The sequence below is a fragment of the Variovorax sp. J31P179 genome, assembly GCF_030316985.1.
GTDB lineage: Bacteria > Pseudomonadota > Gammaproteobacteria > Burkholderiales > Burkholderiaceae_C > Variovorax > Variovorax ginsengisoli_B.
The window spans coordinates 160,551-185,629 of sequence record NZ_JASZYL010000001.1; the positions used below are offsets into that span (position 1 = coordinate 160,551).

At 69.2% G+C, this 25,079-nt stretch carries 27 protein-coding genes; 19 read left to right on the forward strand and 8 right to left on the reverse strand.

Translation table 11 applies throughout. The annotated features are described in order from the left end of the window. Nucleotides 1–59: 59 nt before the first annotated feature. From QTI17_RS00845 to QTI17_RS00905, 13 genes are all read left to right on the forward strand, one after another. On the forward strand, nucleotides 60–878 hold the full coding sequence (locus QTI17_RS00845; RefSeq protein WP_286530433.1) for a FadR/GntR family transcriptional regulator: 819 nt from the start codon (nucleotides 60–62) through the stop codon (nucleotides 876–878). Then, nucleotides 875–1,777: an NAD(P)-dependent oxidoreductase gene (locus QTI17_RS00850; protein ID WP_286530435.1), complete on the forward strand. Its 903-nt coding sequence runs from the start codon at nucleotides 875–877 to the stop codon at nucleotides 1,775–1,777. The genes QTI17_RS00845 and QTI17_RS00850 overlap by 4 nt, the downstream gene beginning before the upstream one ends. After that, entirely contained in the window at nucleotides 1,774–2,451 is a 678-nt protein-coding gene (locus QTI17_RS00855; RefSeq protein ID WP_286530437.1) for an amino acid ABC transporter permease, read from the forward strand. The genes QTI17_RS00850 and QTI17_RS00855 overlap by 4 nt, the downstream gene beginning before the upstream one ends. Then, nucleotides 2,448–3,143: an amino acid ABC transporter permease gene (locus tag QTI17_RS00860; RefSeq protein ID WP_286530439.1), complete on the forward strand. Its 696-nt coding sequence runs from the start codon at nucleotides 2,448–2,450 to the stop codon at nucleotides 3,141–3,143. The genes QTI17_RS00855 and QTI17_RS00860 overlap by 4 nt, the downstream gene beginning before the upstream one ends. Continuing rightward, a complete protein-coding gene (locus QTI17_RS00865) occupies nucleotides 3,140–3,892 on the forward strand; it encodes an amino acid ABC transporter ATP-binding protein (RefSeq protein WP_286530441.1) in 753 nt (250 codons plus the stop codon). Before QTI17_RS00860 ends, QTI17_RS00865 begins: the two co-directional genes overlap by 4 nt. Nucleotides 3,893–3,928: 36 nt before the next feature. Continuing rightward, complete coding sequence (locus tag QTI17_RS00870; protein ID WP_286530443.1) at nucleotides 3,929–4,714, forward strand: transporter substrate-binding domain-containing protein; 786 nt, start codon at nucleotides 3,929–3,931, stop codon at nucleotides 4,712–4,714. A 22-nt stretch (nucleotides 4,715–4,736) separates the two neighbouring features. Then, a complete protein-coding gene (rpiB, locus tag QTI17_RS00875; protein ID WP_286525909.1) occupies nucleotides 4,737–5,186 on the forward strand; it encodes a ribose 5-phosphate isomerase B in 450 nt (149 codons plus the stop codon). Beyond that, nucleotides 5,183–6,124 (forward strand): ribokinase, encoded by a 942-nt coding sequence (gene rbsK / locus QTI17_RS00880; protein WP_286530445.1) that lies wholly within the window; start codon nucleotides 5,183–5,185, stop codon nucleotides 6,122–6,124. Before rpiB ends, rbsK begins: the two co-directional genes overlap by 4 nt. Nucleotides 6,125–6,218: 94 nt before the next feature. Then, nucleotides 6,219–7,427 (forward strand): aspartate transaminase, encoded by a 1,209-nt coding sequence (locus tag QTI17_RS00885; protein WP_286530446.1) that lies wholly within the window; start codon nucleotides 6,219–6,221, stop codon nucleotides 7,425–7,427. 11 nt (nucleotides 7,428–7,438) lie between these two features. Further along, nucleotides 7,439–8,110, forward strand: coding sequence for an RraA family protein (locus tag QTI17_RS00890; protein WP_286530448.1), 672 nt, complete (start codon nucleotides 7,439–7,441; stop codon nucleotides 8,108–8,110). A gap of 93 nt (nucleotides 8,111–8,203) precedes the next feature. After that, nucleotides 8,204–8,980 (forward strand): glucose 1-dehydrogenase, encoded by a 777-nt coding sequence (locus QTI17_RS00895; RefSeq protein WP_286530450.1) that lies wholly within the window; start codon nucleotides 8,204–8,206, stop codon nucleotides 8,978–8,980. Between the two features lie 8 nt (nucleotides 8,981–8,988). Beyond that, a complete protein-coding gene (locus tag QTI17_RS00900; RefSeq protein WP_286530452.1) occupies nucleotides 8,989–10,023 on the forward strand; it encodes an L-idonate 5-dehydrogenase in 1,035 nt (344 codons plus the stop codon). 8 nt (nucleotides 10,024–10,031) lie between these two features. Then, complete coding sequence (locus QTI17_RS00905) at nucleotides 10,032–10,355, forward strand: DUF1161 domain-containing protein (RefSeq protein ID WP_286530454.1); 324 nt, start codon at nucleotides 10,032–10,034, stop codon at nucleotides 10,353–10,355. A 15-nt stretch (nucleotides 10,356–10,370) separates the two neighbouring features. Here the strand turns inward: QTI17_RS00905 and QTI17_RS00910 are convergent, their stop codons facing one another. Together QTI17_RS00910 and QTI17_RS00915 are read right to left on the reverse strand one after the other, a co-directional pair. Continuing rightward, nucleotides 10,371–10,925 (reverse strand): DUF4124 domain-containing protein, encoded by a 555-nt coding sequence (locus QTI17_RS00910; RefSeq protein WP_286530456.1) that lies wholly within the window; start codon nucleotides 10,923–10,925, stop codon nucleotides 10,371–10,373. Nucleotides 10,926–10,952: 27 nt separating this feature from the next. Continuing rightward, on the reverse strand, nucleotides 10,953–12,599 hold the full coding sequence (locus QTI17_RS00915; RefSeq protein ID WP_286530458.1) for a phosphoethanolamine transferase: 1,647 nt from the start codon (nucleotides 12,597–12,599) through the stop codon (nucleotides 10,953–10,955). Between the two features lie 132 nt (nucleotides 12,600–12,731). Here QTI17_RS00915 and QTI17_RS00920 point away from each other — a divergent pair, with 132 nt between their 5' ends. Next, nucleotides 12,732–12,983 (forward strand): hypothetical protein, encoded by a 252-nt coding sequence (locus QTI17_RS00920; protein WP_286509445.1) that lies wholly within the window; start codon nucleotides 12,732–12,734, stop codon nucleotides 12,981–12,983. An 8-nt stretch (nucleotides 12,984–12,991) separates the two neighbouring features. On the opposite strand, the gene QTI17_RS00925 is transcribed toward QTI17_RS00920, so the two are convergent. Then, the gene (locus QTI17_RS00925) at nucleotides 12,992–13,885 is read right to left on the reverse strand and encodes a LysR family transcriptional regulator ArgP (protein WP_286530460.1); all 894 of its coding nucleotides are present in this window, start codon (nucleotides 13,883–13,885) and stop codon (nucleotides 12,992–12,994) included. Between the two features lie 70 nt (nucleotides 13,886–13,955). Here QTI17_RS00925 and QTI17_RS00930 point away from each other — a divergent pair, with 70 nt between their 5' ends. After that, nucleotides 13,956–14,582, forward strand: a complete 627-nt coding sequence (locus tag QTI17_RS00930) for a LysE/ArgO family amino acid transporter (RefSeq protein ID WP_286530462.1) — start codon at nucleotides 13,956–13,958, stop codon at nucleotides 14,580–14,582. On the opposite strand, the gene QTI17_RS00935 is transcribed toward QTI17_RS00930, so the two are convergent. The 5 genes from QTI17_RS00935 to QTI17_RS00955 all read right to left on the reverse strand — a co-directional run bounded on the left by QTI17_RS00935 (nucleotide 14,551) and on the right by QTI17_RS00955 (nucleotide 18,906). After that, a complete protein-coding gene (locus QTI17_RS00935) occupies nucleotides 14,551–15,876 on the reverse strand; it encodes an NAD(P)/FAD-dependent oxidoreductase (protein ID WP_286530464.1) in 1,326 nt (441 codons plus the stop codon). The two genes, QTI17_RS00930 and QTI17_RS00935, sit on opposite strands and share 32 nt — an antisense overlap. A gap of 111 nt (nucleotides 15,877–15,987) precedes the next feature. Beyond that, nucleotides 15,988–16,926, reverse strand: coding sequence for a helix-hairpin-helix domain-containing protein (locus QTI17_RS00940; RefSeq protein ID WP_286530466.1), 939 nt, complete (start codon nucleotides 16,924–16,926; stop codon nucleotides 15,988–15,990). 181 nt (nucleotides 16,927–17,107) lie between these two features. Then, on the reverse strand, nucleotides 17,108–18,085 hold the full coding sequence (locus QTI17_RS00945; RefSeq protein WP_286530467.1) for a LysR family transcriptional regulator: 978 nt from the start codon (nucleotides 18,083–18,085) through the stop codon (nucleotides 17,108–17,110). Nucleotides 18,086–18,100: 15 nt separating this feature from the next. Next, entirely contained in the window at nucleotides 18,101–18,331 is a 231-nt protein-coding gene (locus tag QTI17_RS00950) for a hypothetical protein (RefSeq protein ID WP_286530469.1), read from the reverse strand. Nucleotides 18,332–18,378: 47 nt separating this feature from the next. Then, the gene (locus QTI17_RS00955) at nucleotides 18,379–18,906 is read right to left on the reverse strand and encodes a hypothetical protein (RefSeq protein ID WP_286530471.1); all 528 of its coding nucleotides are present in this window, start codon (nucleotides 18,904–18,906) and stop codon (nucleotides 18,379–18,381) included. Nucleotides 18,907–19,070: 164 nt separating this feature from the next. On the opposite strand from QTI17_RS00955, the gene QTI17_RS00960 reads away from it, so the two are divergent. The 4 genes from QTI17_RS00960 (at nucleotide 19,071) to QTI17_RS00975 (ending at nucleotide 25,035) form a co-directional block, all read left to right on the forward strand. After that, on the forward strand, nucleotides 19,071–23,372 hold the full coding sequence (locus tag QTI17_RS00960; RefSeq protein ID WP_286530473.1) for a GAF domain-containing protein: 4,302 nt from the start codon (nucleotides 19,071–19,073) through the stop codon (nucleotides 23,370–23,372). Between the two features lie 193 nt (nucleotides 23,373–23,565). After that, a complete protein-coding gene (locus QTI17_RS00965; protein ID WP_286509457.1) occupies nucleotides 23,566–23,922 on the forward strand; it encodes an STAS domain-containing protein in 357 nt (118 codons plus the stop codon). Next, nucleotides 23,922–24,359 (forward strand): ATP-binding protein, encoded by a 438-nt coding sequence (locus tag QTI17_RS00970; protein ID WP_286525888.1) that lies wholly within the window; start codon nucleotides 23,922–23,924, stop codon nucleotides 24,357–24,359. The genes QTI17_RS00965 and QTI17_RS00970 overlap by 1 nt, the downstream gene beginning before the upstream one ends. Before the next feature lie 52 nt (nucleotides 24,360–24,411). Continuing rightward, nucleotides 24,412–25,035 (forward strand): hypothetical protein, encoded by a 624-nt coding sequence (locus tag QTI17_RS00975; protein ID WP_286530475.1) that lies wholly within the window; start codon nucleotides 24,412–24,414, stop codon nucleotides 25,033–25,035. Nucleotides 25,036–25,079 lie beyond the last annotated feature (44 nt).

Consider the following 25,079-nt stretch of genomic DNA (forward strand, 5'->3'; position numbering starts at 1 on the left):
TTCCAGGCTACGGGACTACCCGGATGCGTCCGTTGGTCAGCCGCTGGTAAAACCACGGCATGACAACAAAGTCCCGGATTCCGAACATCACCCGCGCCGAGTCCGAAAACCAGACGACCGGCTTCGCCAAGGTGTTCGGGTTCCTGCGCGAACAGCTGCTCGAAAGCCGCATCCGCACCGGCGACCGGCTGCTTCCCGAACGCGAACTGGCGCTCCAGCTGGGCGTCAGCCGTCCGATCGTGCGCGAAGGCCTTCGGGCCTTGTCCATGATGGGCGTGGTCGAGATCCGCGAAAGGGTCGGCACGGTGGTTCGACAGCCTGACGTCTCCGTGCTCGGCGACGTGTTCGCCTTTTCGCTGGCGCAGGCACCGGATGCACTGGACGACGTCATGCAAGCTCGCATCGCACTCGAATGCCAGGCCATCCGCCTCGCCTGCCAACGCGCCACCACCGCCGACATCGAGCGCATGCGCGCAGCACTGGACGCCATCGAGGCCACAGTGGACGACGCTGCCGGAGGGGCACTGGCCGACTTCGAATTCCACCAGGCGATCGTGCGGTCGAGCAAATCCGACACGCTGATCCAGCTGCATGGCGCGATGGCCGCGATGCTGACCCGCTCGCACCGGGACCGCCGCCATCTGGTGGGCGAACACAAGGACGAGTCGATCAAGCGCACCGTGGTCGAAGACCACCACGTGCTGCTGGAGATGGTGATCGCCGGCGACGAAGACGCCGCCGACCAGGCCCTTCGCAAGCACTTCCGCATCGGCGACGAATTGAGGCGGCAGAAGGCAATTGCTCCCCGCAAGGCGGCCGCCGCGCCGGCGGCCCCGCCGACCGCCAAGAAACCCAGGAAGGCCAAGGCAACCCCATGAGCGATGAAACAAGCAAGGGCGTCATCGGCTTCATCGGCATCGGGACGATGGGGCGCGAGATGGCCATCAACCTCGCGAAAGCCGGCCATCGCGTCAAGGCCTACGACGTGCGGCGCGAGGCCGTCGACGCACTCGCGCCTTTCGGCATCGACGCGGCGGCCAGCATTGCCGATGCAAGCACCGCGGCCGACGCCGTGGTCACGATGCTGCCGGACACGCCGGACGTCGAGGCTGTCGTCCATGGCGACGGCGGACTCCTTGCTCATCCGCCGGCGGGTCGACTGGTCATCGACATGAGCACCATCGCACCCGGCGCCGTGCGCCGCATGTCCGCCGACCTGGCCCGCATCGGCGTCGCATTCCTCGACGCGCCCGTCTCGGGGGGGCCGATCGGCGCCCGGAACGCGGCGCTGTCCATCATGGCCGGAGGCGACGCGGCAGCCTTCGAAAAGGCCCGGCGCTTCTTTTCGGCGATGGGAACGACGATCACGCACGTCGGCGAAAGCGGGTCGGGCCAGACGGTCAAGCTGTGCAACCAGCTGATCTGCGGCATCAACTTGCAGGCGATCTGCGAAGCGCTGGCCCTCGGCCGTGCCGCCGGCGTCGACCTGCCCCGGCTGCGCGAGGTGCTCATGGGGGGGTCGGCCGCTTCCTGGATGCTCGACAAGCTGGGCCCGCAGATGATCGAGGGCGACGCTTCGGCCGGCTTCCGGATCGACCTGATGCTCAAGGACCTGCGCCTGGTGGCGCAGCAGGCCGCGGAAACCAACGTGCCGCTGCCGGCCACTTCACTGGTCACGACGCAATACCTCGATGCACGGGCCCACGGCGAAGGATCCAACGGCAACCAGGCCCTGTTTCGCGTCTACGACCGCATGAGCGGACAGGCACCGGCATGACGCTCGATTTCGCGGCGGTGCTGTCGCGCTGGCCGATGTTTCTCGACGGCGCGATCGTGACCGTGAAACTCGCGACCGGTGCCACCGTCATCGGCTTCGCCATCGGGACGCTGTTCGCCATCGCCAAGCGAAGCAACGTGGTGTGGGCGCAGCGCGTGGCAAGCGCCTATGTCGAGGCGATCCGCAACACACCGCTGCTGGTGCAGATCTTCCTGGTCTACTTCGGCCTCAGCAGCATCGGCCTCAAGCTGCCCGCCATCACGGTGGCGACCGCGGCGCTGATCATCAACGTCGGCGCCTATGCGACCGAGATCATGCGGGCCGGCTTCGACTCCATCCACAAGGGCCAGGTCGAGGCCGCCGAATGCTTGGCGCTCAGTCGCCGGCAGGTCTACTGGCACGTCGTCCTGCTGCCGGCGATGGAGCGGGTCTACCCGGCGCTGACCAGCCAGTTCGTGCTGCTGATGCTGGCGACCTCGGTCTGCTCGCAGATCTCCGCCGAAGAGCTCACGGCAGTGGCGAACTTCGTGCAGTCCGACACCTACCGGCCGTTCGAGACCTACGTGCTGGTCGGCGTCCTCTACGTGCTGCTCTCTCTCGCCATGCGCGCAGCGTTCTGGGGGCTGGGCATGTGGCTCTTTCCGCGCCGGCGCCGGCTGGGGACCGCCCTGTGACGACCGGCCTGAACGCCAATCACCTGCTGTTTCTGCTGCACGGGGCGGCCTGGACGATCGGCCTGTCGTTGATCGCCTTCATCGGCGGCGGCCTGCTCGGCATGGTCGTCGCGCTGTGCCGGGTGTCGCCGCTCAAGTCGGTGCGCCTGGCCACCGGCACCTACGTGCAACTGGTGCAGGGCACCCCGCTCATGGTGATCCTGTTCATGACCTTCTTCGGCCTCCCCGCCCTGGGCCTGAAGATCTCGCCGCTGACGGCAGCGAGCGCGTCGCTGCTGGTCTATGTGTCGGCCTACCTCGGCGAAATCTGGCGCGGCTGCATTCTCTCGGTGCCGCGCGCACAGTGGGAAGCGGCCGAATGCCTGGCGTTGACGCGCGCGCAGCGCATGCGGAAGGTCGTCTTGCCGCAGGCGATCCGCATCGCCACGCCGCCCACCGTCGGCTTCATGGTGCAGATCGTCAAGAACACCTCGCTGGCATCGGTGGTCGGCTTCGTCGAGCTGGCCCGTGCCGGCCAGATCATCAACAACTCGCTGTTCGAGCCCTTCCTGGTCTACCTGATCATCGCGGCGGTCTACTTCGCGCTGTGCTATCCCCTGTCGCGCTGGAGTCGCCGGCTCGAGCGCCGCAGCGCCCGGGCGCAGGAAGCCCGGAGCTTGTCCACCCCGCCGGGCCAACTCTCCCTGACATGAGCGACAGCTATATGAACAGCGACGATCCCATCGTGATGCTGCGCGACGTGCGCAAGAGCTTCGGCAGCCACCTGGTGCTGGCCGGCGTCGACATGGAGGCGCATCGCGGCGAGGTCACGGCCATCATCGGCCGCAGCGGCTCCGGCAAGAGCACGGCGCTGCGCTGCATCGATCGCCTCGAAGTGGTCGACAGCGGCCAGATCTCGGTCTGCGGGCGCCGCGTGGACGACCCGAACGTCGACCTCAAGGCCTTGCGCCTCGACGTCGGCATCGTCTTCCAGAGCTACAACCTCTTCCCGCATCTGACGATCGAAGAGAACATCATGCTGGCCCCGCGTGCCGCCAAGGGCGTCGACAAGGCACAGGCGCGCGAACTCGCGCAATCCGTCCTCGCCAAGGTCGGCTTGTCGGAGAAGGCGAAGGCCTATCCCGAGCAGCTTTCCGGTGGCCAGCAGCAGCGGGTCGCGATCGCGCGGTCGCTGGCGATGCAGCCGAAAGTCATGCTGTTCGACGAGGTCACCTCGGCGCTGGACCCCCAGTTGACCGGCGAGGTCCTGAAGGTCATCGAGGAACTCGCCGCCGCCGGCATGACCATGGTCATGGTCACCCACGAGATGGCCTTTGCGCGCCGGGTGGCCGACAAGGTGGTCTTCATGCATTCCGGGCGCGTCTGGGAACACGGCGATGCAAGCATCCTGACCGATCCGCAGACGCCGGAACTCCAACAATTCGTGCACAGCGACTTGTAGCTTCACCGATCCCAAGCGAACAACCAAGGAGACAAGATGACACCGATTCGTTCTTCCCTCGCAGCAGCCTGCCTCAGCCTATTGGCATTGACCGCACACGCCGACCTGCTGGACGACATCATGGCGGCGAAGAAGATACGCATTTCGACCGACGTCGCGATCCCTCCGGCCGGCATGATGGATGCCAACATGCAGCCCACCGGCTCCGATGTCGAGACCGCGAAGCTGCTGGCCCAGGATTGGGGCCTGCAGATCGAGTGGGTGCCGACCACCGGCGCGACCCGCATTCCGAACCTCAACACCGGCAAGGCCGACATCGTCATCTCGACCCTGTCGGTCACGCCCGAGCGGGCCAAGATCATCGACTTCTCGAAGCCCTACGCGGTTCTTCAATCGGTCGTGGGCGCGCCGAAGAATGCGTCGATCAAGGATTGGGGCGACCTGAAGGGAAAGAACGTCACGGTGTCGCGCGGCACGACGCAGGACACCGAACTGAGCGCCATGGCGAACGACAAGGGCTTCAAGGTCGTGCGCTACGACGACGACGCCACCGTGGTCGCCGCAGGCGCCACCGGCCAGGCGGAGGTCGTCGCGACGTCGGTGGCGCTGGTGAACCAGATCTCGGCCAAGAATCCGCAGAAGCCCTGGGAGCCGAAGTTCGTCATCCGCAACTTCGACCTCGCGATCGGCGTCAAGCAAGGCGAGCCGCGGCTGTTGGCGAAGCTGAACGAATGGGTCGCCGCCAACCTCAAGAACGGAAAGCTGAGCGACACCTACAAGAAGTTCTATGGTGTCGGCCTGCCCGCGTCCATGACCAACTGAAAACCTGAAAGAACGCAGCACCATGAAACTCGCCATCGGCTCGGACCACGCAGGTTGGGCACTCAAGGGCGGCGTGATCGCCCATCTCGAGGCGCTCGGCCACCAGGTGGTCGACGTCGGAAGCCATGACGCCAACCCGGTGGATTTTCCGGACATTGCCCAGGCACTGACGGCCCAGGTGCTGTCCGGCGAGGTCGAGCGCGGCATCATGGTGTGCGGCACCGGCGTCGGCGCGGCGATCGCGGCGAACAAGGTGCGCGGCATCCGCGCCGCCGTCTGCCACGACGTGCATTCGTCGCACCAGAGCGTCGAGCACGACGACGTCAACGTCATGTGCATCGGGGCCCAGATCGTGGGACCCTGGCTTGCCAACGACCTGGTGACGGCGTTCCTCGATGCCAGGTTCGACGACAACGAAGACTATCGCCGTCGGGTCCGGAAGCTGCACGACATGGAGCGAGACCTCAAGTGAACGCCCCGGCGTTGCGGCAAGGCGTCGTCGTCTTCGGCAGCCTGAACATGGACCTGGTGGCACGCGTGCCGCGCATGCCCAGGCCCGGCGAGACCCTCACCGGCGAGAGCCTGCTCGTCAATCCCGGCGGCAAAGGGGCCAACCAGGCGGTGGCCTGCGCGCTCCAGGGTGCAAGGGTGCAGATGGTGGGCCGGGTCGGCGACGATGACTTCGCGGACCAGCTGCGGGCAGCCCTGGACATCCGTCGGGTCGACCACACCGGCGTCGGCAGCACACCGGGCCAGAGCACCGGCGTGGCGATGATCATGGTCGACAGCGGCGGACAGAACTGCATCACCGTGATTCCCGGCGCCAACGCATCGGTGACCGTCGCCGACGCGGACCTCCTGCGGCCGCATCTCGAACGGGCGGCGATGCTGCTGCTGCAGCTCGAGGTGCCGTTGGCCTCGGTGGTGCGTGCCGCCGCGGTCTCGCGCCAGGCCGGCTGCACCGTCCTGTTGAATCCTGCGCCTGCGCAACTGCTGCCGCCCGAACTGTGGCGATCGATCGACATCCTGGTCGTCAACGAAACCGAGGCCGGCCTCCTCTCCGGCATGCCCCTGGTCACGCGCTCGAACGCCGGGGAAGCTGCGAGCCTCCTGCGCCGAAACGGACCGGGCGACGTGCTGGTGACCCTGGGCGAGCAAGGCGTCGTATGGAGCTCCGGCGCCGGAACGCAGCACTTCGAGGCGCAGCCGGTTGTCGCGGTCGATACGACGGCGGCGGGGGACACGTTCATCGGGGCATTTGCGGCCCTGCGGGCGGAAGGCCGCGGGATGGCCGAGGCCATTCGCCATGCCATACGCGCCGCGGCAATCTGCGTGACGCGCGTCGGCGCCCAGGCGTCGATGCCTTCGCGGGCTGATGTCCTTCGGGAGACCTTTCCCAACCCACCATAAGCTCTTCCTATACGACCAGAGCGAACTCGTCTTGGCCTCGCGAGCGGGATTTGCGTACCGTTCGGTCCGTGCAATCCCTCAACCAGGACGACATGTGACCACCTCCCGAATTGCCGCCCGCGTGCGGCGGATCAAGCCCTCGCCCAGTACCTCCGCCGCCGACCGCGCCAACGAGCTGCGCCGCCAGGGCAAGTCGATCGTGAACCTCGTGGTCGGCGAACCCGACTTCGACACGCCGGCCCACATCCGCCAGGCCGCCGCCGCCGCGATCGATAAGGGCGCCACGCGCTACACCCTGATGGCGGGCACCGTGGAGCTGCGCCAGGCGATCGTCGCCAAGCTCGAACGCGAGAACGGCCTGCACTACGCGATGGACGAGATCATCGCCACCAACGGCGCCAAGAGCGCCATCTACAACGCCCTGGCGGTCACACTGGAGCCGGGGGACGAGGTGATCGTGCCCGCCCCCTACTGGGTGTCCTACCCGGACATGGTGATCGCCTGCGAAGGCGTGCCGGTGACCGTCCCCTGCCCCGAATCCAGCGGCTTCAAGCTGCAGCCGGCGCAGCTCGAGGCGGCCATCACGCCGCGCACCCGCTGGCTGCTGATCAACTCGCCGAGCAACCCCACCGGCGCGAGCTACACCGCCGACGAGTACCGGGCCCTGGCCGAGGTGCTGCTGCGCCATCCCCAGGTGCTGGTGATGACCGACGACATCTACGAGCACATCCGTTTCGACGGCCAGAAGACGCCGCACATCCTCGCGGTCGCGCCGGCCCTGCGCGACCGCACGCTGGTCGTCAACGGCGTGTCGAAGACCTACGCGATGACCGGCTGGCGGATCGGCTACGTGGCCGGGCCGTCGGACCTGGTGCGCGCGCTCGACACGCTGCTGTCGCAGTCGGCGGGCAACTGCTGCTCGGTCAGCCAGGCCGCGGCGGCGGCTGCGATGAACGGCGACCAGAGTTTCGTGACCGAGAGCGTCGCGATCTACAAGCAGCGCCGCGACCGCACGCTCGCGCTGGTCAACGCGATCGGGGGCCTGAGCTGCGCGACGCCCCCGGGCGCTTTCTACCTCTACGTCAACTGCGCCGGCCTGATCGGCAAGACCACGCCGGCGGGCAAGACGCTGGCCGAGGACGGCGACGTGGTCATGTACCTGCTCGAGAGCCAGGGCGTGGCCGTGGTCGCGGGCACCGCCTACGGGCTCTCGCCCTACTTCCGCCTCTCCATCGCGACCTCGATCGAAACGCTCGAGGAAGGCTGCGCCCGGATCGCCCGGGCCGTGGCCGAGCTGCACTGAAGGACACCCCCATGACATTCAAAGGCATCCGCAAGAACCCGTCCGCGCCGCAGGTCGACGCAGCGATCCTCGCCGCGCTGCGCGACATCCCGGTCGCGGCGCTGAGCGACAACATGCACCGCAACATCGGCAGCGTCGGCCTCACGCCCTACCACCGGCCGGGCCCGGCCACCATGGCGGGCACCGCCGTGACGCTCAAGTCGCGCGGCGGCGACAACCTCACGCTGCTGCGGGCCTTCGAGTTCTGCCGCCCCGGCGACGTGATCGTGATCGATGCCGACGGCGACCTCTCGAATGCCGTGATCGGCGGCATCCTGTCCTTCTACGCCGCCACCATCGGCACCGCCGGCGTGGTGCTCGACGGTGCGATCCGCGACCTGGCGGAGATCCGGGCGCGCGACTTCCCGGTGTATGCGCGCGGCGTGAACCACCGCGGCCCCTACAAGGACGGCCCGGGCGAGATCAACGTCCCGGTTTCGGTCGGCGGCATGGTGGTGAACCCCGGCGACATCGTGGTCGGCGACCAGGACGGCCTGATGGCCTTCGCACCCGACGAAGCCGAGGCGCTGATCACCAAGGCGCGCGCCCATCTCGAGGCCGAGGCCAACACCATGCGCGCCATGAAGGAGGGGCGCTGGGACCGGTCCTTCATCGATGCGCTCGAGGCGCGCTGCGCCAACTGAGCCAGGGGGAAACCCCGGCCGTCCGCGGGCCGCTGGCCGGCCGACAATGGCGCTGGCCCGGCCGTTCCTCTCCTTGACTCCCTCGGACACCGCATGACGAACAACGTACTCAAGTCCTTCGACCTCACGGGGCGCACCGCCCTCGTCACCGGCTCCAGCGCCGGCATCGGCTTTGCGCTGGCGCGCGGCCTGGCCGGCGCCGGCGCGCGCGTGATCCTGAACGCGCGCAACGCGGCCAAGCTCGAAGCCGCCGCCGAAGTGCTGCGCGGCGAAGGCCTGCAGGTGCTGACCGCCGCCTTCGACGTCACCTCGGGCGAGGCGGTAACCGCCGCCATCGCGCGCATCGAGGCCGAGGTCGGCGCCATCGACATCCTGGTCAACAACGCCGGCATGCAGCGCCGGGCACCGCTGGACCAGTTCGCCGAAGCCGACTGGCACGAGCTCATGAAGACCAACGTCGACAGCGTCTTCCTGGTCGGCCAGGCCGTGGCGCGGCACATGATCGGGCGCCGGCGCGGCAAGATCGTCAACATCTGCTCGGTCCAGAGCGAACTGGGCCGCCCCGGGATCGCCCCCTACACGGCCAGCAAGGGCGCGGTCAAGATGCTCACCAAGGGCATGGCGATCGACTGGGGCCAGCACGGCATCCAGGTCAACGGCCTGGGGCCGGGCTACTTCAAGACCGAGCTGACCGACGCGCTGGTCAAGAACGAGGAATTCACTCAGTGGCTGGTGGGTCGCACCCCCTCGCGCCGCTGGGGCGATGTCGAGGACCTGGTCGGCGCGGCCGTCTTCCTGTCCAGCGACGCCTCCAATTTCGTCAACGGCCACATCCTCTACGTGGATGGCGGCGTCACGGCAACCCTCTGAGGACCCCCATGGAAGCGCTCGTCATCCACGCCCCCGGCGACCTGCGGGTCGAACAGTTCGACACCGCCCCGCTCGGGCCCGACCAGCTGCAGGTGCGGGTGCGCTGCGGCGGCATCTGCGGCTCCGACCTGCACTACTACCAGCATGGCGGCTTCGGCACCGTGCGCATCAAGGAGCCGATGGTGCTCGGCCACGAGGTGGCCGGCATGATCGAGGCGGTGGGCGCCGACGTGCGCGGCTACGCCGTCGGCGAGCGCGTCGCGATCAGTCCCAGCAGGCCCTGCGGCCTGTGCACCTACTGCCAGCAGGGCCTGCAGAACCACTGCCTCGACATGCGCTACTACGGCAGCGCGATGCGCACCCCGCACGTGCAGGGCGCCTTCCGCCAGCAGATCGTGGTCGAGACCCACCAGGCCCACAAGCTGGCCGATTCGGTCAGCGACGGCGAGGGCTCGATGGCCGAGCCGCTGTCGGTGGCGCTGCACGCGGTGCGCCGGGCCGGTTCATTGCTGGGCAAGCGGGTGCTGGTGACGGGCTGCGGCCCGATCGGCGCGCTGGCGATCATCGCGGCGCGGCGCGCGGGCGCGGTCCACATCGTGGCCACCGACGTCGGCGCCCACACGCTGGGCAAGGCGCTCAAGGTGGGCGCCGACGAGGTGGTCAACGTGGCCGACGACCCCGAGGGCCTGCAGCGCTTCACGGCCGACAAGGGCAGCTTCGACGTGCTGTTCGAGGCCAGCGGCAACGCGCGCGCGCTGGTCGGCGCCTTCGACGCCCTGCGCCCGCGCGCCGTGATCGTCCAGCTCGGCCTGGGCGGCGAGATGACGCTGCCGATCAACACCATCGTGGCCAAGGAGTTCGACCTGCGCGGCGCCTTCCGCTTCCACGAGGAGTTCGCGGTGGCCGTCGAGCTGCTGAACAAGGGCCTGGTCGACGTCAAGCCGCTGATCTCGGCTACGCTGTCGTACCGGGATTCGGCCCGCGCCTTCGCGCTGGCGGCCGATCGCTCGCAGGCGATGAAGGTGATCCTGAACTTCGACTGACATCCGTCATGACCAGAACCTGGCTGCTTCCCATCGCATTTGCGTTCGCCGGCGCGGCCGCGGCCGCCGAACCCTGCGAAGCCTTGCGGGCGCAGATCGAAGCCAAGATCGCCGCCGCCGGCGTGACGCGCTTCAGCGTCACCACGGTCGACGCGGCTGCGGTGGCGGCCGGCCAGGTGGTGGGCACCTGCGAACTCGGCAGCAAGAAGATCGTCTACCAGCGCGAACCGGGCAGCGGGGCCGGGGCGGCCCCTGCGCGACCGCGCGGCGAGCCGATCCTCACGGAGTGCAAGAACGGAACGGTCTCGGTCGGCGGCGATTGCCCCCGATAGCGGCTGCGCCCGCGCTCAGCGGCAGACCGTGGTCGTGCCGACCGGCTGGCAGGTCTTGCCGTCGATGCTCCGGTAGCGCTCCAGCTGGCCCGAGCGGTTGAACCGGTTGCCCTGGCGGTCGTCGCAGCCGCCCGCGTCGCAGCTGCGGATCCGCGGCCGCATGTCGCGTGGCGGCGCAGGCCGGCCATAGGCGCCGCCATAGCCGGGAAAGGCATAGCCGGAACCGTCGTCGACCAGCATCGGGTCGCTGCCGCGGTCGCTCCAGCGCGAATCGCCGGCCGGCTGGTTGCTGTTCGCGCCGTTGCCGATCACGCCCGGGCCGGAAGGCGCCGGCGGCGCATGCACGATGGGCGCCGGCGGCTCGCGCGGCACGGCCGCCGGCCGGTCGCCGCCGTCCGCGGCGGGTGGCGGCGCCTCGAGGATCGTGACCCGCCCCGCCGCGCGGGCACCCGCCGGGCAGGCGCCGTCGGTATAGCTCACGTTGCCGGCCGCGTCCGCGCACCGCACCACTTCGGCACCGGCCACCGGGCCGAGCAGCAGCATGGCGAAGATGAGAGAGGTGCGGCGCATGGCACACCCATTGTGCCGGTCTCCTCGTCACTCCGAGAAGGATTTCACCTCGACCGGCAGCACCGGCGCCTGCCAGCGATAGGCCGCGCTCAGCGCGTTGCGATCCGGCGGTGCTCCCGGCCATTGGATGTCGAGCAGGTCCGCGATCGTCCAGCCGGCCCAATCCGCCCTGAAAGGCGTGAGCGCCGCCCCGGCTGCGCGCGAGGCATCGGGCGGGTCCTGCCAGATGACGGCGGGAATCCGGTAGCCCGACGCGGTGGTCGGGCTGTGGCCGGCCCGGTCGCTCACATGGCCGACCTCCTGCCCGTGGTCGGACAGGTACATCCAGGCCCGGTAGTCGCCCGGCCGGCCCGCCCGGCGCGTCAGCTGCAGCGTCTCGGAGACCACGAAGTCGTGATAAAGCAGCGCGGCGTCGTACTCCTGGCGGTAGCGCCGCACCCAGCTCGAGCGGCCGCTCTCGACCAGGCCGGTCTCGACCGCATCGACCTGGTCGTCGAACGGGTTCTCGCCGGCGGGAAATCTCAGGCTGTAGTGCGGATGCGCGCCCATCAGGTGGACCACGACGAGCTTGCGTTCGGCCGAGTCGTCCAGGGCCTCCTGCAGGCAGTCGAGCAGTTCGCCGTCCAGCGAAGCGCCGGCCCGGCCCGGTGTGCGATTGACCATCTCGACCACGTCGGCCAGCCGCGCATGCGCCTGCTCGACCGCGATGTCGTCGTGGTTGCTCATCCACCAGACCTTGTAGCCGGCCGTGCGGGCCAGCGCCAGCAGGTGCTGCGGCGACTCGCCGGCCGGCACGCCGAAGTTGAACAGGCTGCGCAGTGCCGGCAGGGTGCTGGCATCGACCGACCAGGCGTTGCGGATCACCAGCATGTCGTCGCCGAGCAGTTGCTGGTGCGCCAGCAGGCGCGGCGTCGTCGCCCGGCCGTAGCCGTAGAGCGCCAGGTTGTCGCGATTGATGCTGTCGGTGATGACCAGCACCACGGTGGACGGCCCCGCCCGGGTCGCCATCGGTGCGGCCTCCCGGGCCCGCTGCATGGCCTGGTCGCGCGCGCGCTGCTGATCCGACCAGGCGAGGCGCAGGGCCTGGACCGAATGGGCCCAGTCGGTCCAGAACACCACTGGATGAAGGCGCCGCCAGGGCTTGCTGGCATGGGCGGCGGCGGCCAGCAGGAGCGCCGCGCACAGGAGCCCGATGGCCCAGGGCGGCCAGGGCGCGGTCGCCCGCGCGCCTTGCCGCACGCAGCGTCCGAAAACCCATCCTGCCACCATCAGCGGCGCCGCCCAGACCACCAGCGCGCGCCAGTGCATCGAGAGGTACTCCGCGCCCTCCCGGCCGTTGGTATTGGCCGCCGACGCCAGCACCAGGGCGCTGTTCGGTGCCGCCTGGTAGGCCTCCAGCAGGTAGCCGCGCGCCACGCCGTCGAAGGCGAAGGCCATGGCGCCCAGCCACAGCAGGGCCGTGCGCAGCCGATGGATCCGGCGGCTGCGCACCGGCCACAGCATCCAGGCCAGCAAGGGCAGGCCGAGCGCGAACAGCTGGGCCACCCGCCGGCCGTCATGTCCCAGAACCACCAGCGCCAGCAGCATGGCGCCCATGGCGGCGCAGGCCTTCAGCGGGCGGACAGGCCGTCCGGCGGTCGCTGGCGCGGAGGCAGGCAGTGGGGGGACCCTCATGGCCGGCGGATTCTGGCAGCGCCCGGAACCGGCGACGGACAGAATCCCTTGGGAGAGGCGGCCCATTCCCCGCCCCGATCGGCCAGTTAACATGCCCGGTCGAGCCACCCATCACGAGAGAGCAGCAGCGCCATGGCGAACGAATCCAACCGACAAGCCGAACTGAAGAAGATGGTGCTGTGCACGTCATGCGCCGGCATCCAGCGCAACTGGCGGCGCGCGCCCGGGCATGCCGAACTGGTGCAGCAATCGAGCCGCAAGGAAGAGCGCGACGGCCACACGGTCAACGTCACCAGCTACCGCTGCGACGCCTGCGGCACGCGCTGGGAATACGAGAACGACAAGACCAACCAGCAGGCCGGCTGGTCGGTGATCGGGCAGTAGCGCGGCTGCTACCCCTGCTCGAGCATGGCGGCGGCGGCCGCATGCACCGCCCCCGTCAACAAGCGCAGCGCCTGCGATTCGACACGCCAGTGCTGCCAGTACAAGGCGACGTCGAGCGATTGCCCCGGCACCAGTTCGACCAGATCGCCGCGCGCCAGCAAGCCGGCCACCAGCACCTGCGGGTTCATGCCCCACCCCAGACCCTGCACCGCCGCATGCACGAATCCGTGGGTGCCGGGCACCCGGTGCAGGGGTGGCGCCAGCGGCTTGCGCGTGAGCCGGCGCATGAACCGCGCCTGCAGCGCATCCTTGGCGTTGAACACGTTGCAGGGCGCCGCAGCCAGCGCCGCGGCATCGACGCCGTGCGCGAAGTGCCGGGCCATGAAGGCCGGGCTGGCGACCGCCAGGTAGCGCATCGCGCCCAGGGGCTCGACCACGCAGCCCTGCACCGCCTGGGGCTCGGCGGTGACGGCCGCCATCACGCGGCCCTCGCGCAGCAGCAGCGCCGAATGGTCCTGGTCCTCGACGCGCAGTTCGAAGCTCACCGGGCCGGCGGCCTGCACGGCGGCCAGCGCCGGCACGAACCAGGTGGCCAGCGAATCGGCGTTGACCGCCAGCGCCAGCGGCAGCACCGCATCCGGCGCGCCGAGGCCGAAGGGCCGCAGGGCGTCGGCCTCCAGCAAGCGCACCTGCTGGGCATGCCGCTGCAGCGCCTGGCCGGCCGGCGTCGCCACGCAGGGCGAGGCCCGCTGGATCAGCACCCGGCCCATCCGCTCCTCGAGGCCCTTGATGCGCTGGCTGATGGCCGACGGCGTGACGTGCAGAGCGCGCGCCGCGCCATCGAAGCTGCCTTCGCGCAGCACGGCATCGAAGGCGGCGAGCTGGCGCGAGTCGATCTGCATGTCAAAAATTCTAATCTGGCGTCAGAAAGATGAGTTTGATTGATCCGCCCGGGGCCGCTACCGTGCGGCCATGTTCCTGATCTTTGCCAAGGGTTTCCTCACATCGGCCGCGCTGATCGTCGCCATCGGGGCGCAGAACGCCTTCGTGCTGCGCCAGGGCCTGAAGCGCGAACACGTGCGCGAGGTGGTGCTGGTCTGCGCCTTGTCCGATGCGCTGCTGATCGCCCTCGGCGTGGCCGGGCTGGGGCTGCTGGTGCAGGCCAACGCCCCGCTGCTGGCGTTCGCGCGCTGGGGCGGCGCCGCCTTCCTGCTGGCCTACGGCGCGCTGGCGGCCCGCCGTGCCTGGGCCGGCGAGCGGATGTCGCTGCCCTCGACCGCGCCGATGAGCCGGCGCTCGGCCCTGGCCGCCTGCCTGGGCTTCACCTACCTCAACCCGCACTGCTGGCTCGACACCGTGGTGCTGCTGGGCGCCGTCTCGGCGCAGCAGCCCGCGGGCGGGCGCTGGGTCTTCGGCATCGGCGCGGCGTGCGCCAGCGTGGCCTGGTTCGCAGCGCTGGGCTACGGCGCCCGGCTGCTCGGCCCGCTGTTCACCCGCCCCCTGGCCTGGCGCGTGCTCGACACCCTGGTGGCCCTGCTGATGGCAACGATCGCCGGGTCGCTGCTGTTCAATCCGCCTTCAGGATGGTCTCGCCCTTGAGCGGACCCCAGTCGCGGATATTGTCACGGCGGCGCTTCCAGCCGGCATAGGTGCGCCGCCAGTTCACCACCGAGATGAAGTAGTAGAGCACCTTGAACATCCACAGCGAACGGCGGTACGCCCGCCCGTGGTGGATGTCGGCCGCCAGCAGCGACATCAGGCCCTGCTTGGCCTTGAAGACGTTGTTGGGGTGCATGAACATGTCGCGGATCGTCGGGTTGGTCACCCGGTAGATGAACCACGAGTAGTCGCGCGGCCCCACCCGCATGCGTTTCTCGAGCGCCTGGCGCGCCGCCGCCAGCTCCGCCGGCCGGTCGAGGCCGGTCGCCACCAGCGCGGCGCCATCGAAGGCGCTCTGCATCGCCAGGAACACGCCCGAGGAGAACATCGGGTCGATGAAGGTGAAGGCGTCGCCCACCATCAGGTAGCGCTCGCCGGTGGCATGCGTGCTCGCGTACGAGAAGTTGCCGGTGGCATGCACCGCGTCGTCGACCAGCGTGGCGTTCGCGAGCCGGTCGTGCAGTTCCGGGCACATCGCGATGGTGTCGAGGAAATAGTCCTTCAGCGGCTTGTCGCGCGCCTTCAGGTAGTAGGCCCAGCACACCGCGCCGACGCTGGTGGTGCCGTCCGCGAGCGGGATGAACCAGAACCAGCCGTGCTCGAACCAGCAGATGCTGATGTTGCCCTCGCGCCGGCCCTCGAGGCGGCGCGCATTGCGGAAGTGGCCGAACAGCGCCGTGCTGTTGTGGTCGGGGTTCTTGTTCTTGCACTTGAACTTGGTGGCCAGCAGCGTGTCGCGGCCGCTGGCATCGACCACGAAGCGTGCCCGCCAGCTGCGGCGGGCGCCGTCATCGAGCTCGGCCTGCACCGTGGCGCCCTCGGCGTCGAAATCCACCTGCCGGACCCGGGCGCCTTCGAGGGTCAGCGCGCCCTCCTTGCCGGCGTGGCGGAACAGCAGTTCGTCGAGCTCGGAGCGGCGCACCTGCCAGGCCGAATCCTTGGTCGGGTCCCAGCCCTCGGAGAAATCGACGTAGCTGCGGTAGTCGAGGTCCGGCGGCACGAACTCGATGCCGAACTTGGGCATGCCGATCTTTTCGACCTGGTCGCGCACGCCCAGCTTGTCGAACAGCTCGACATTTCCCGGCAGCAGGGATTCGCCGATGTGGAAGCGCGGGTGATGCTCCTTTTCGAGCAGCACCACCCGCCGCCCCTGGCGCGCGAGCAGCGTCGCGATGGTCGAGCCGGCCGGCCCGCCGCCGACCACCAGCACATCGCATTCCTGACTTGTCTCCATGACTCCGGCTCTCCATTGAATTCACTTGAAGCGCCCGCATTGTGCCGGGGGCGCGAACCGCCCCTGCGAGGGCCGGCCGTGAAGTCGCAGGACTTGCCGGGTCGGCCCCGGTCAGCCGGACGCCGCCTGGTCGTCCATGGCCAGGTCCCTGGGCGGCTCGACCCGCCGCCCTTCGTTCGCCGTGCTGGGGCTGCGCCACAGCGAGACCACCTGGTCGAGCTTGGGCAGTCCGGGCTCCGGCATGGAGATGGTGGACCGGGGCGCGAACACGAAGTGCCGCGGGAGCTCCCTGGCGGACTGGCCCGGCAGCGCTGCGCGCACCACCTTCAGACCGTCGACGTGGGCCTCGGTCCAGAACACGTCCTTCCACGGCGTGCCGGCCGGGAAGCGCGCGGCCCAGTCGGTGTTGCCCTTGACCCAGACACCGCAGACCGTGCCGAGGCGCCCGCGCCAGGCCGGCGGGCAGACGAAGACGCCGGAATCGCCCGGGCGAAGCCGCAGCAGCTGCGAGGGGTAGGCGTACAGGCCCATCCAGTCCATGCTCTCGCTCACGCTGGTGTCGCGCGACTGGCGCGCCTGCTCGCTCAGCAGCTTGCGGACCTCCACGAAGCGCGGCCGACCCGGTCCCGGGCCCGCCATCGATTCCTCAGGCTCGGCGCCGGCCGGGACGGGGTCCTCCGCGCCGGCGTTGGGAAGAAAGTCGAGCCCCACGCGGATCAGCGCCTCGCGCAGCCGGCCCACGGTCTTGGCGCCGATCGCCTCTTCGTTGAGCAATTCCTGTTCGCTGATCGCCGACAGGTCGTCGATGCAGAAGATGCTGAGGTTGCGCAGCGCGTCGCGGGCCCCGGAACGCATGGAGATCTCGTCGATCGGCGTCTCGGGGCTCAGCTGAGCCGGCATGTTGAAGCGCTGGGACCCCCGGGGGCGCCAGTCGAAGGAGCGGAACTCGAAGGGCGCGCCGGAGGGGATCAGGTTGTCGCGCAGCGCATCCGCATGCTGGCGCTTGGCCTCGTGGATGGCGGTCCGGAGGGCGCCGAAACAGGCGAGCAATTGAGCATCCGGCAGTTGGGCGAGGTCATCAACGGTTCGGATCGTGCAAGACATAGGCGCAGTCGCTATCGATACAGGTACCGGTCCCGTCGGACCGTGGTTGCTTGCCGAATCAACGGGCGTTGTTCCAGTATTGGGACTCCGCCGGCCCTTGTCCATGCCAGGAATGGATTGACACTATTCACTTATTGAATGTAGGCATCAATGCGTAAGCCCAATCAGGCCCGTGGCCGTTCAGGTCAAGGCTCTGCATGACCTGGTTGCGGAACCAGACGTGGGCGGCGTGGCGGTGGGTGCGGTCGTGCCACGAGATGTAGACCTCGAATTCCGGCACCTCCACCGGCAGCGCCAGCTCGGCCAGGCCAAAGCGCTGCTGGAAGCGGGCCGCCAGCGACTGTGGCAGCAGCGCCACCATGTCGGTCCTTTCGAGCAGGTGCGGCGCCGTGAGGTAGTTCGGGGTGACGAAGCGGCGGTTGCGCGCCAGGCCCTGGGCGGCCAGCGCCTGGTCGACCACCTCGCCGAAGCAGTTGACCGTGTTGGGCATGATCACGACATGCCCGAGCGCCGCGAATTCGGCGGCCGACAGCGTCCGGCCGATCGCCCAGTGGCCGGCCCGCGCCACGCAGATGATCCGATCGCGAAACAGCAGGCGGTGGCGCAGCTCGCGCAGGCTGACCGGCAGCATGCCGACCGCGAAGTCGACCTCGCCGGCTTCCAGCACCTTGTTGAACTGCGACGGGTGAACCGGGTGCCGCACCGACATCGAGATGCCCGGATAGCGGCTGCCCATGTGCTGCACCAGGCCTTCCATGAAGAGGCATTCGAGGTAGTCGGTGGCGACCATCCGGAACAGGTAGCGCGTGCTGCCGGGGTCGAAGGCCACCGCATTGCCCAGCAATTCGCTCATTTCGCCCAGGATGCGCTCGGCGAATTCACGCAGCTGGAGCGCCTTGGCGGTGGGGATGAGCCCGGTGCCGCCCTTCACGAGGATCGGATCGGCGGTGACGGCGCGCAACTGGCTCATCGCCCGGCTCATGGCGGGCTGGCTGATCGACAGCGCCTCCGCGGCGCGCGAGACATGCGAGTGGTCGACCAGCGCGACCAGGCACTTCAGGAGATAGAAATTGAGTTCGCCGCTGTCATTTCTTTTCTGCTGCATGGGCGCGCCGCCGGCTCAGCCGAGCTTGCGGATCAGTTCCGCGCGGACCACGGCACGTGATTCGGGCCCGTCGGCGGCATCGTGAAGGCCGCGCATCATGTCGTCGTAGCAGAGCGCGAACAGGGCATCGACGGCGCAGCGCTGCTCGTTCGAAAACGTGCCCAGGCGGGTCCAGGCATCGAGCAGCTGGGTCGACTCGGCGCACGAAACCAGGCGAAGCTCGTGCAGCTCGAGCACCAGCTTCATCTGGACTGCGCTGAGGGTTTGCCGGACCCGCACAGGCGCCCCCGTCTTCAAAAGTTGGCCTGGATGGTGGCGCCGCCCTGGATCTGGCATTCGCCGGTGCCGCCGCCCGACATGCCCTGCTGGGGCCGCAGCATATGCAGCCGGCAACGCATCAGGCCCCCTTGCGGGCTCTTCAGGTTGGCGATCACCTTGCCGCTGTAGACGGTGGCGAACTGCACCGGGTCGAAGCCCGGCATCATGCCCCCGCCGCCCATGCCCGCGACGCTGCCATAGCCCCAGTAGGACCAGTCGGACCAGCCCACCGGCCAGCCGCCGCCCCACATCGGCGCCATGGCCTCGCTCCGGGTCTGCTGCGTGATCTGCAGGAAGGGTCCCTGGAAGGTGGCGGTCGGCAGGGTGGCCGTCATGGTGCCGGTGATGCCGCCGTCGGTGCTCTTCCAGGAAAACTGCACCGGCTTGTCGGGCTGGCCCTTCTGCATCATCTCGCCGCCGCCCGTGCCGGTGGTGGTGCAGCCCGCCAGCGCCATTCCCGCCACCGCGGCCACGGCAGCGGCCCACCTCTTCGATCTGCGCATTTTGGTTCTTCCTTGTCAGCGAATTGGAGCCCCCGCGATTGTTCCGCAGCGCCTCCCAAAAGTCACGAATCGGATATACCCTTTGTTGTACAAGTCAGGCGCTAGACTGGCGCGTGGTGCGCCGCCCGCGCACCGAGCTGCTGATCGCTGAAGGCACCTGCCCCATGGCTGAGTCCCGGTCTCGCCCCCTGTCGAAGAACCCGCCGCGCGCGGGCCGGACGCTGCGCGACCCGTTCGAGCGCCTGGTCGAGGCCGGGCTGCGGCTCGACGCGCTGGCCGACGGCGGCGCGCTGCAGGCGGCGCTGGTCGACGAAGCCGCCCGGCTCCTCGGGGCCCAGCGGGTGCTGCTGGTGCTCGACACCGAGGCCGGCCTGCACGGCGCCGGCGCCCTGCTGCCGCCGGCCGAAGATGCCACTGCCCTGTTCAGCGCCATCGCGCCGTGGCTGGCCGAGGCCCGCCAGAGCCGCAAGCCCAGCCTGCGCCACGGGCCCGAGCACGCCGCGCCGGGCGAGCAGCGCTCCTGCCTGATCGCGCCACTCGTCGTCCAGCGCGAGCTGCTCGGCTACCTCTACGCCGACATCGAAGGCCGGCTGGGCCGGTTCGACCGAATCCACCGCGACCTGCTGGCCGCGCTGGCGCGCCAGGCGGCGGCGGCCCTGGCCCGCTGCCGCGAGCGCGAAAGCCTCCAGCGCGAGCTGGCCGCGCGCCAGGACGAGCTCCAGCAGCGCAACGACGGACTGGCGCTGATCAACGCGATCCAGCGCGGGATCGCGGCCAAGCTGGGCTTCCAGGCCATCGTCGACCTGGTGGGCGACCGGCTGCGCGAGGTCTTCGATTCCGGCGACCTGAACATCGTGTGGTGGGACGACCGGACCAACCTGGTGCAGGTCATGTACCGCTACGAGCACAACAAGCCCCTGCCCCGGCCGCCGGCGCGGCCGCTGGAACCGGACGAGCCGCTGGCGCGCGTGATGCGCAAGCGCGAGGTCGGCGTGCTCAACACCCGCGAGGAGCAGACCCGGATGGGGCTGCATCCCGCGCCGGGCACCGACTGGGCGCTGTCGATGGCGGCCGTCCCGATCATCGGCAACGACCGCGCGCTCGGCATCATCGCGCTGCAGAACCACGAACGCGAATACGCCTTCGGCGCCCACGAGATCCACCTCCTGGAAGCCGTGGCCGCCAGCCTGGGCCTGGCGCTGGAGAGCGCACGCCTGTTCGACGACACGCGGCGCCACGCCCGCGAGATGCAGGAGGCGCTGGCCCACCAGAGCGCCGCGGCCGACGTGCTGCAGGTCATCGGCAGCTCGCTGGCCGACCCCGGCCCGGTGTTCGACAAGATCCTGGAGTGCTGCGAGCGCCTGTTCGACGGCAGTTCCTTCGCCCTGCTGATGGTCGATGCCCAGGGCAACCTGGCGCTGACCCGCTGGCAGATGACGGCCGCCGGCCGCGCCGCGGTCGGCGAGGCTCGGCTGGCTCAGCTCGCCGCCTCGATGGAGGCGAACTACCCGATGCCGCTGGCCGGCACCTCGGCCGAGGTCTCCTTCCGCACCGGCGACCTGGTGGAGTTCGCCGACGTGCTGGCCGACCCGGCGGCACCGGTGGTGCTGCGCCGCAATGCCGAGCTGATCGGCTACAGCTACGCCAACCTGGCGGCGCCGCTGATCTGGGAGGGCCGCGGCATCGGCATCCTGAGCATGCAGCGCACCGAGACCGGCCCGTTCCGCCCGAGCGAGCGGGCGCTGCTCAAGACCTTCGCCGACCAGGCGGTCATCGCGATCCAGAACGCCCGGCTGTTCAACGAAACGCAGGTGGCGCTGCACAAGGTCGAGGAGCGCACCGCCGAGCTGACCGAGTCGCTCGAATACCAGACCGCGGTCAGCGACGTGCTGCGCGCCATCAGCGAATCGCCCGACGACGTGATGCCGGTGTTCGAGGCCATCCTGGACTGCACCATGTGGCTGTTCGAAGGCCCGACCGCCGCGATCTTCAGCTTCGACGGCCGGCAGGTCCACCTGGCGGCGGCCCGCAACTGGTCCGAGCAGGCGCTCGAGGCGGCGCGCACGGTGTGGCCGGCGCCGCCCGACCGGCGCCAGATGAACGGGCGCGTGATCCTCGAGCGCCAGGCCCTGAGCATCGAGGACGCGTGGTCGGACCCCGACTACGACCGCCGGCTGGCCAACTCCGGCAACCGGCGCCGCGTGATCGCCGCCCCGATGCTCAAGGACGGCGAGCCGATCGGCGCCATCACCATGGCCTGGCCGGACCCCGGCCCGACGCCGCAGCGCCAGGTCGACCTGCTCAACCTGTTCGCCGAGCAGGCGGTGATCGCGATCGACAACGTCCGCCTGACCACCGAGACCCGCGAGGCGCTCGAGCGCCAGACCGCGACCGCCGACGTGCTCCAGGTCATCAGCGAATCGATGGAGGACGCTCGCCCCGTGTTCGACAAGATCCTGGAGAGCTGCCAGCGCCTGTTCTCCGGCACGCAGCTCGGCATCTCCCTGGTCGGCGACGACGGGATGATGCACCTGGGCGCCCACCGCGGCTCGGCCCGCGAGGCGCTCGAGCGCTACTATCCGCGGCCCATCGACCATTCGCCCATGGGCGAGGCCATGGCCGGGCCCGAGGTCCTGCACATCCCCGACGCGCTGGCCGAGCCGAACCTGCCGGTCTTCATGCGCGAGCTCGGCGAAAAGATCGGCAGCTACGCGATCATGCTGGCGCCGCTGATCTGGGAGGGCCGCTACATCGGCTCGATCCACGTTGCGCGCCAGCCCCCCGGGGCCTTCGCCGACAAGGAGATCCGGCTGCTCGAGACCTTCGCCGACCAGGCCGTGATCGCGATCCAGAACGCGCGCCTGTTCAACGAGACCAAGGAGGCGCGGGCCGCCGCCGAGGCCACGAACGAGGCCAAGAGCGCCTTCCTGGCGACCATGAGCCACGAGATCCGCACCCCCATGAATGCCGTCATCGGCATGAGCGGGCTGCTGCTCGACACCGCGCTCGATGCCGAGCAGCAGGACTACGTCTCGACCATCCGGGACTCGGGCGATGCGCTCCTGACCATCATCAACGACATCCTCGACTACTCGAAGATCGAGGCCGGCCGGATGGACATCGAGGCCCATCCCTTCGACCTGCGCGAGTGCGTGGAGTCGGCGCTCGACCTGGTCAGCACGCGGGCGACCGAGAAGAAGCTCGAGATCGCCTACGTGTTCGAGGGCGACGTGCCGGTGGGCGTGAGCGGCGACCTCACGCGGCTGCGGCAGATCCTGCTGAACCTGCTGAGCAACGCGGTGAAGTTCACCGAGGCCGGCGAGGTGGTGCTGACGGTCAGCGCCGATGCCCGGCCGGGCGGGCGGGTCGAGCTGACCTTCGCGGTGCGCGACACCGGCATCGGCCTGTCGGCGCAGGGCAAGGGCCGGCTGTTCCAGTCGTTCTCGCAGGCCGACTCCAGCACCACCCGCAAGTACGGCGGCACCGGCCTCGGGCTGGCGATCAGCAAGCGGCTGGCCGAGTTGATGGGCGGCACCATGTGGGTCGAGAGCGACGGGCCGGGCATGGGCTCGACCTTCTTCTTCACCCTCGAGGTGGCGACCTCCGATGCGCCGCCGAGCAAGCGCCGCATCGTCAGCGGCGTGCAGATCGAACTGCAGGGCAAGCACCTGCTGATCGTCGACGACAACGCGACCAACCGGCGCGTGCTGGCACTCCAGACGGCCCGCTGGGGCATGGACTCGCGCGCCACCGAATCGCCGGCCGAGGCCCTGCGCTGGCTGGCCCAGGGCGAGCGCTTCGATCTCGCGATCCTCGACATGCACATGCCGGAGATGGACGGCGTCGATCTCGCGCGCCGCATCCGCGCCAACCACGCCAGCTTGCCGCTGGTGCTCTTCAGCTCGCTCGGCCGGCGCGAGGCCGGCGACGCCGAGTCGCTGTTCAACGCCTACCTGTCCAAGCCGATCCACCAGTCGGCGCTGTTCGACACCCTGGTGAGCCTGCTGGCCCACGAAACGGTCGCCACCCGGCCTACGGACAGCGCCGGCGCCAAGCCGCAGATCGACCCGACGATGGCGGCGCGGCATCCGCTGCGGATCCTGCTGGCCGAGGACAACGTGGTGAACCAGAAGCTCGCGCTGCGCCTGCTGCAGCAGATGGGCTACCGGGCCGACCTGGCCTCCAACGGCATCGAGGCGGTCGAGTCGGTGCAGCGCCAGACCTACGACGTGGTGCTGATGGACGTCCAGATGCCCGAGCTCGACGGGCTCGACGCCACCCGGCAGATCTGCACGCTGTTCGAGGCCGGCCGCAGGCCCCGCATCGTCGCCATGACCGCCAACGCCATGCAGGGCGACCAGGAAATGTGCATCGGCGCCGGCATGGACGACTACCTGACCAAGCCGATCAGGGTCGATCGGCTGGTCGAGGCCCTGCTCAACGTGCCGCCGCGCCAGGATCGTTGAGAACCCGACGGCGTCCATCGGCTTGATGAGGCCCCGTTGTCGACGAGGCTGCAATTTGGGCGTAAGCTAGAAAAAGGTTCTATTTGTTGCTCGAAAGAGCATCTTGTTTTCTTTTAAAAACAAGAACTTGCGTGCGAGGCAGGCATACGACGGACCCGATCAGCCCCCTATCGAAAACGACTGCGGAGAGCGTATGGATCTGAGAAGCGAGCAACTGGCCGACGGTGTCGAGAAGATCAGTCTGGTCGGGCGCATGGACAGCATCGGCGGGCATGACATCAACGTGCGCCTGTCGGCGCTGGTGGCCAACCGCAAGCTGCTCGCGGTGGTCGATCTGTCCGAGGTCTCGTTCCTGGCGTCGATCGGCATCCGCACCCTGGTCGTCAACGCGAGGGCGCAGTCGATGCGCGGCGGCGTCATGGCGTTGGCAAGTCCGCAACCGCTCGTGGCGGAGGTACTCAAGATGGCAGGCATCGACACGATCATCCCGGTGTACCCCGATGTCGACACCGCCTGCAGCGCGCTGATGGCGGGAGCCGGGAGCCGCTGATGGCCGCCACCGGCGGGGAGCCCCAAGCCTCCCTCACCGTCGGCAGCGAGTTGCGCGAACTCGCGCGCGTGAGTGCGTGGGTGCACGACTGGGCCGAAGGCCAGCGGCTGCCGCCGCGCGTCGCGCTGAACCTCGACCTCTGCTCGACCGAGGTGGTGACGAACATCATGACCCATGCCTGCAGCCAGGGCGCGCAGAACATCTTCCTGCGGCTGGGCTGGCAGGGCCAGGACGTGGCCCTGGAAGTCGAGGACGAGGGCAGCGAGTTCGATCCGCGGCAGGTGCCTGAACCGGCGCGCGCGACCAGCATCGACGATGCCCGGATCGGCGGCTGGGGCATTCCGATCGTGCGGCGCTTCTCCGACGGGCTGCGCTACAGCCACCACGACGGCCGCAACTGCCTGACTCTTTTGTTCCGGGCGTCGGCGCCGCCCTGAGCGCCTTTGATTTCACCACCTATCGTCAACCCACCACCGAGGAGCATTCTCCATGGCAACTGCAGCCAAGCCTTCCATGAGCATCGACACCCAGAGCGCGCTGGCGGCGCAGGCGGCCCTGGCCGCCGGCCAACCCAACGGCGCCGGCGAGAGTTCCGGCGTCGACAAGATGCGCGAGCTGCTGTTCGGCAACCAGATGCAGGACTACGACAAGCGCTTCTCGATCCTCGAGGACCGCTTCCAGCAGCGGATGCGCGACATGGAGACCGAGTCGTCGCGCGGGCTGAGCAGCCTCGAGTCGACGATGAAGAAGCAACTCGAATCGGTCGCCGGCCAGTTCCGCGAGGAAAAGGACCTGCGCGCCGACGCCGACAAGGAGCTGGAGCGCAGCCTGCGCGACCACACGCAGACGCTCGAGAAGCGGCTGGCCCAGCTGTCCGACCAGCTGGCGCGCCAGGAGCGCGAGTTCACCGATCGACTGAGCCACGAGGTCCAGGTGCTGCGCGACGAGATGCGCAAGCGCCAGGATGACGCCCGGGCCACCACCGAGCGGATGTTCGCCGAGCTCAGCAACGTCAAGACCGACCGCAACCTGCTCGCCGGCCTGTTCGTCGAGATCGCCAAATGCCTGAACCAGGACGTCGCGCCCAAGGGCAGCAACGGCCACGCCGGCTGATTGGCATGACCTTAGCGCCAGGGGCACGGGCGCGCGCCCGAGCG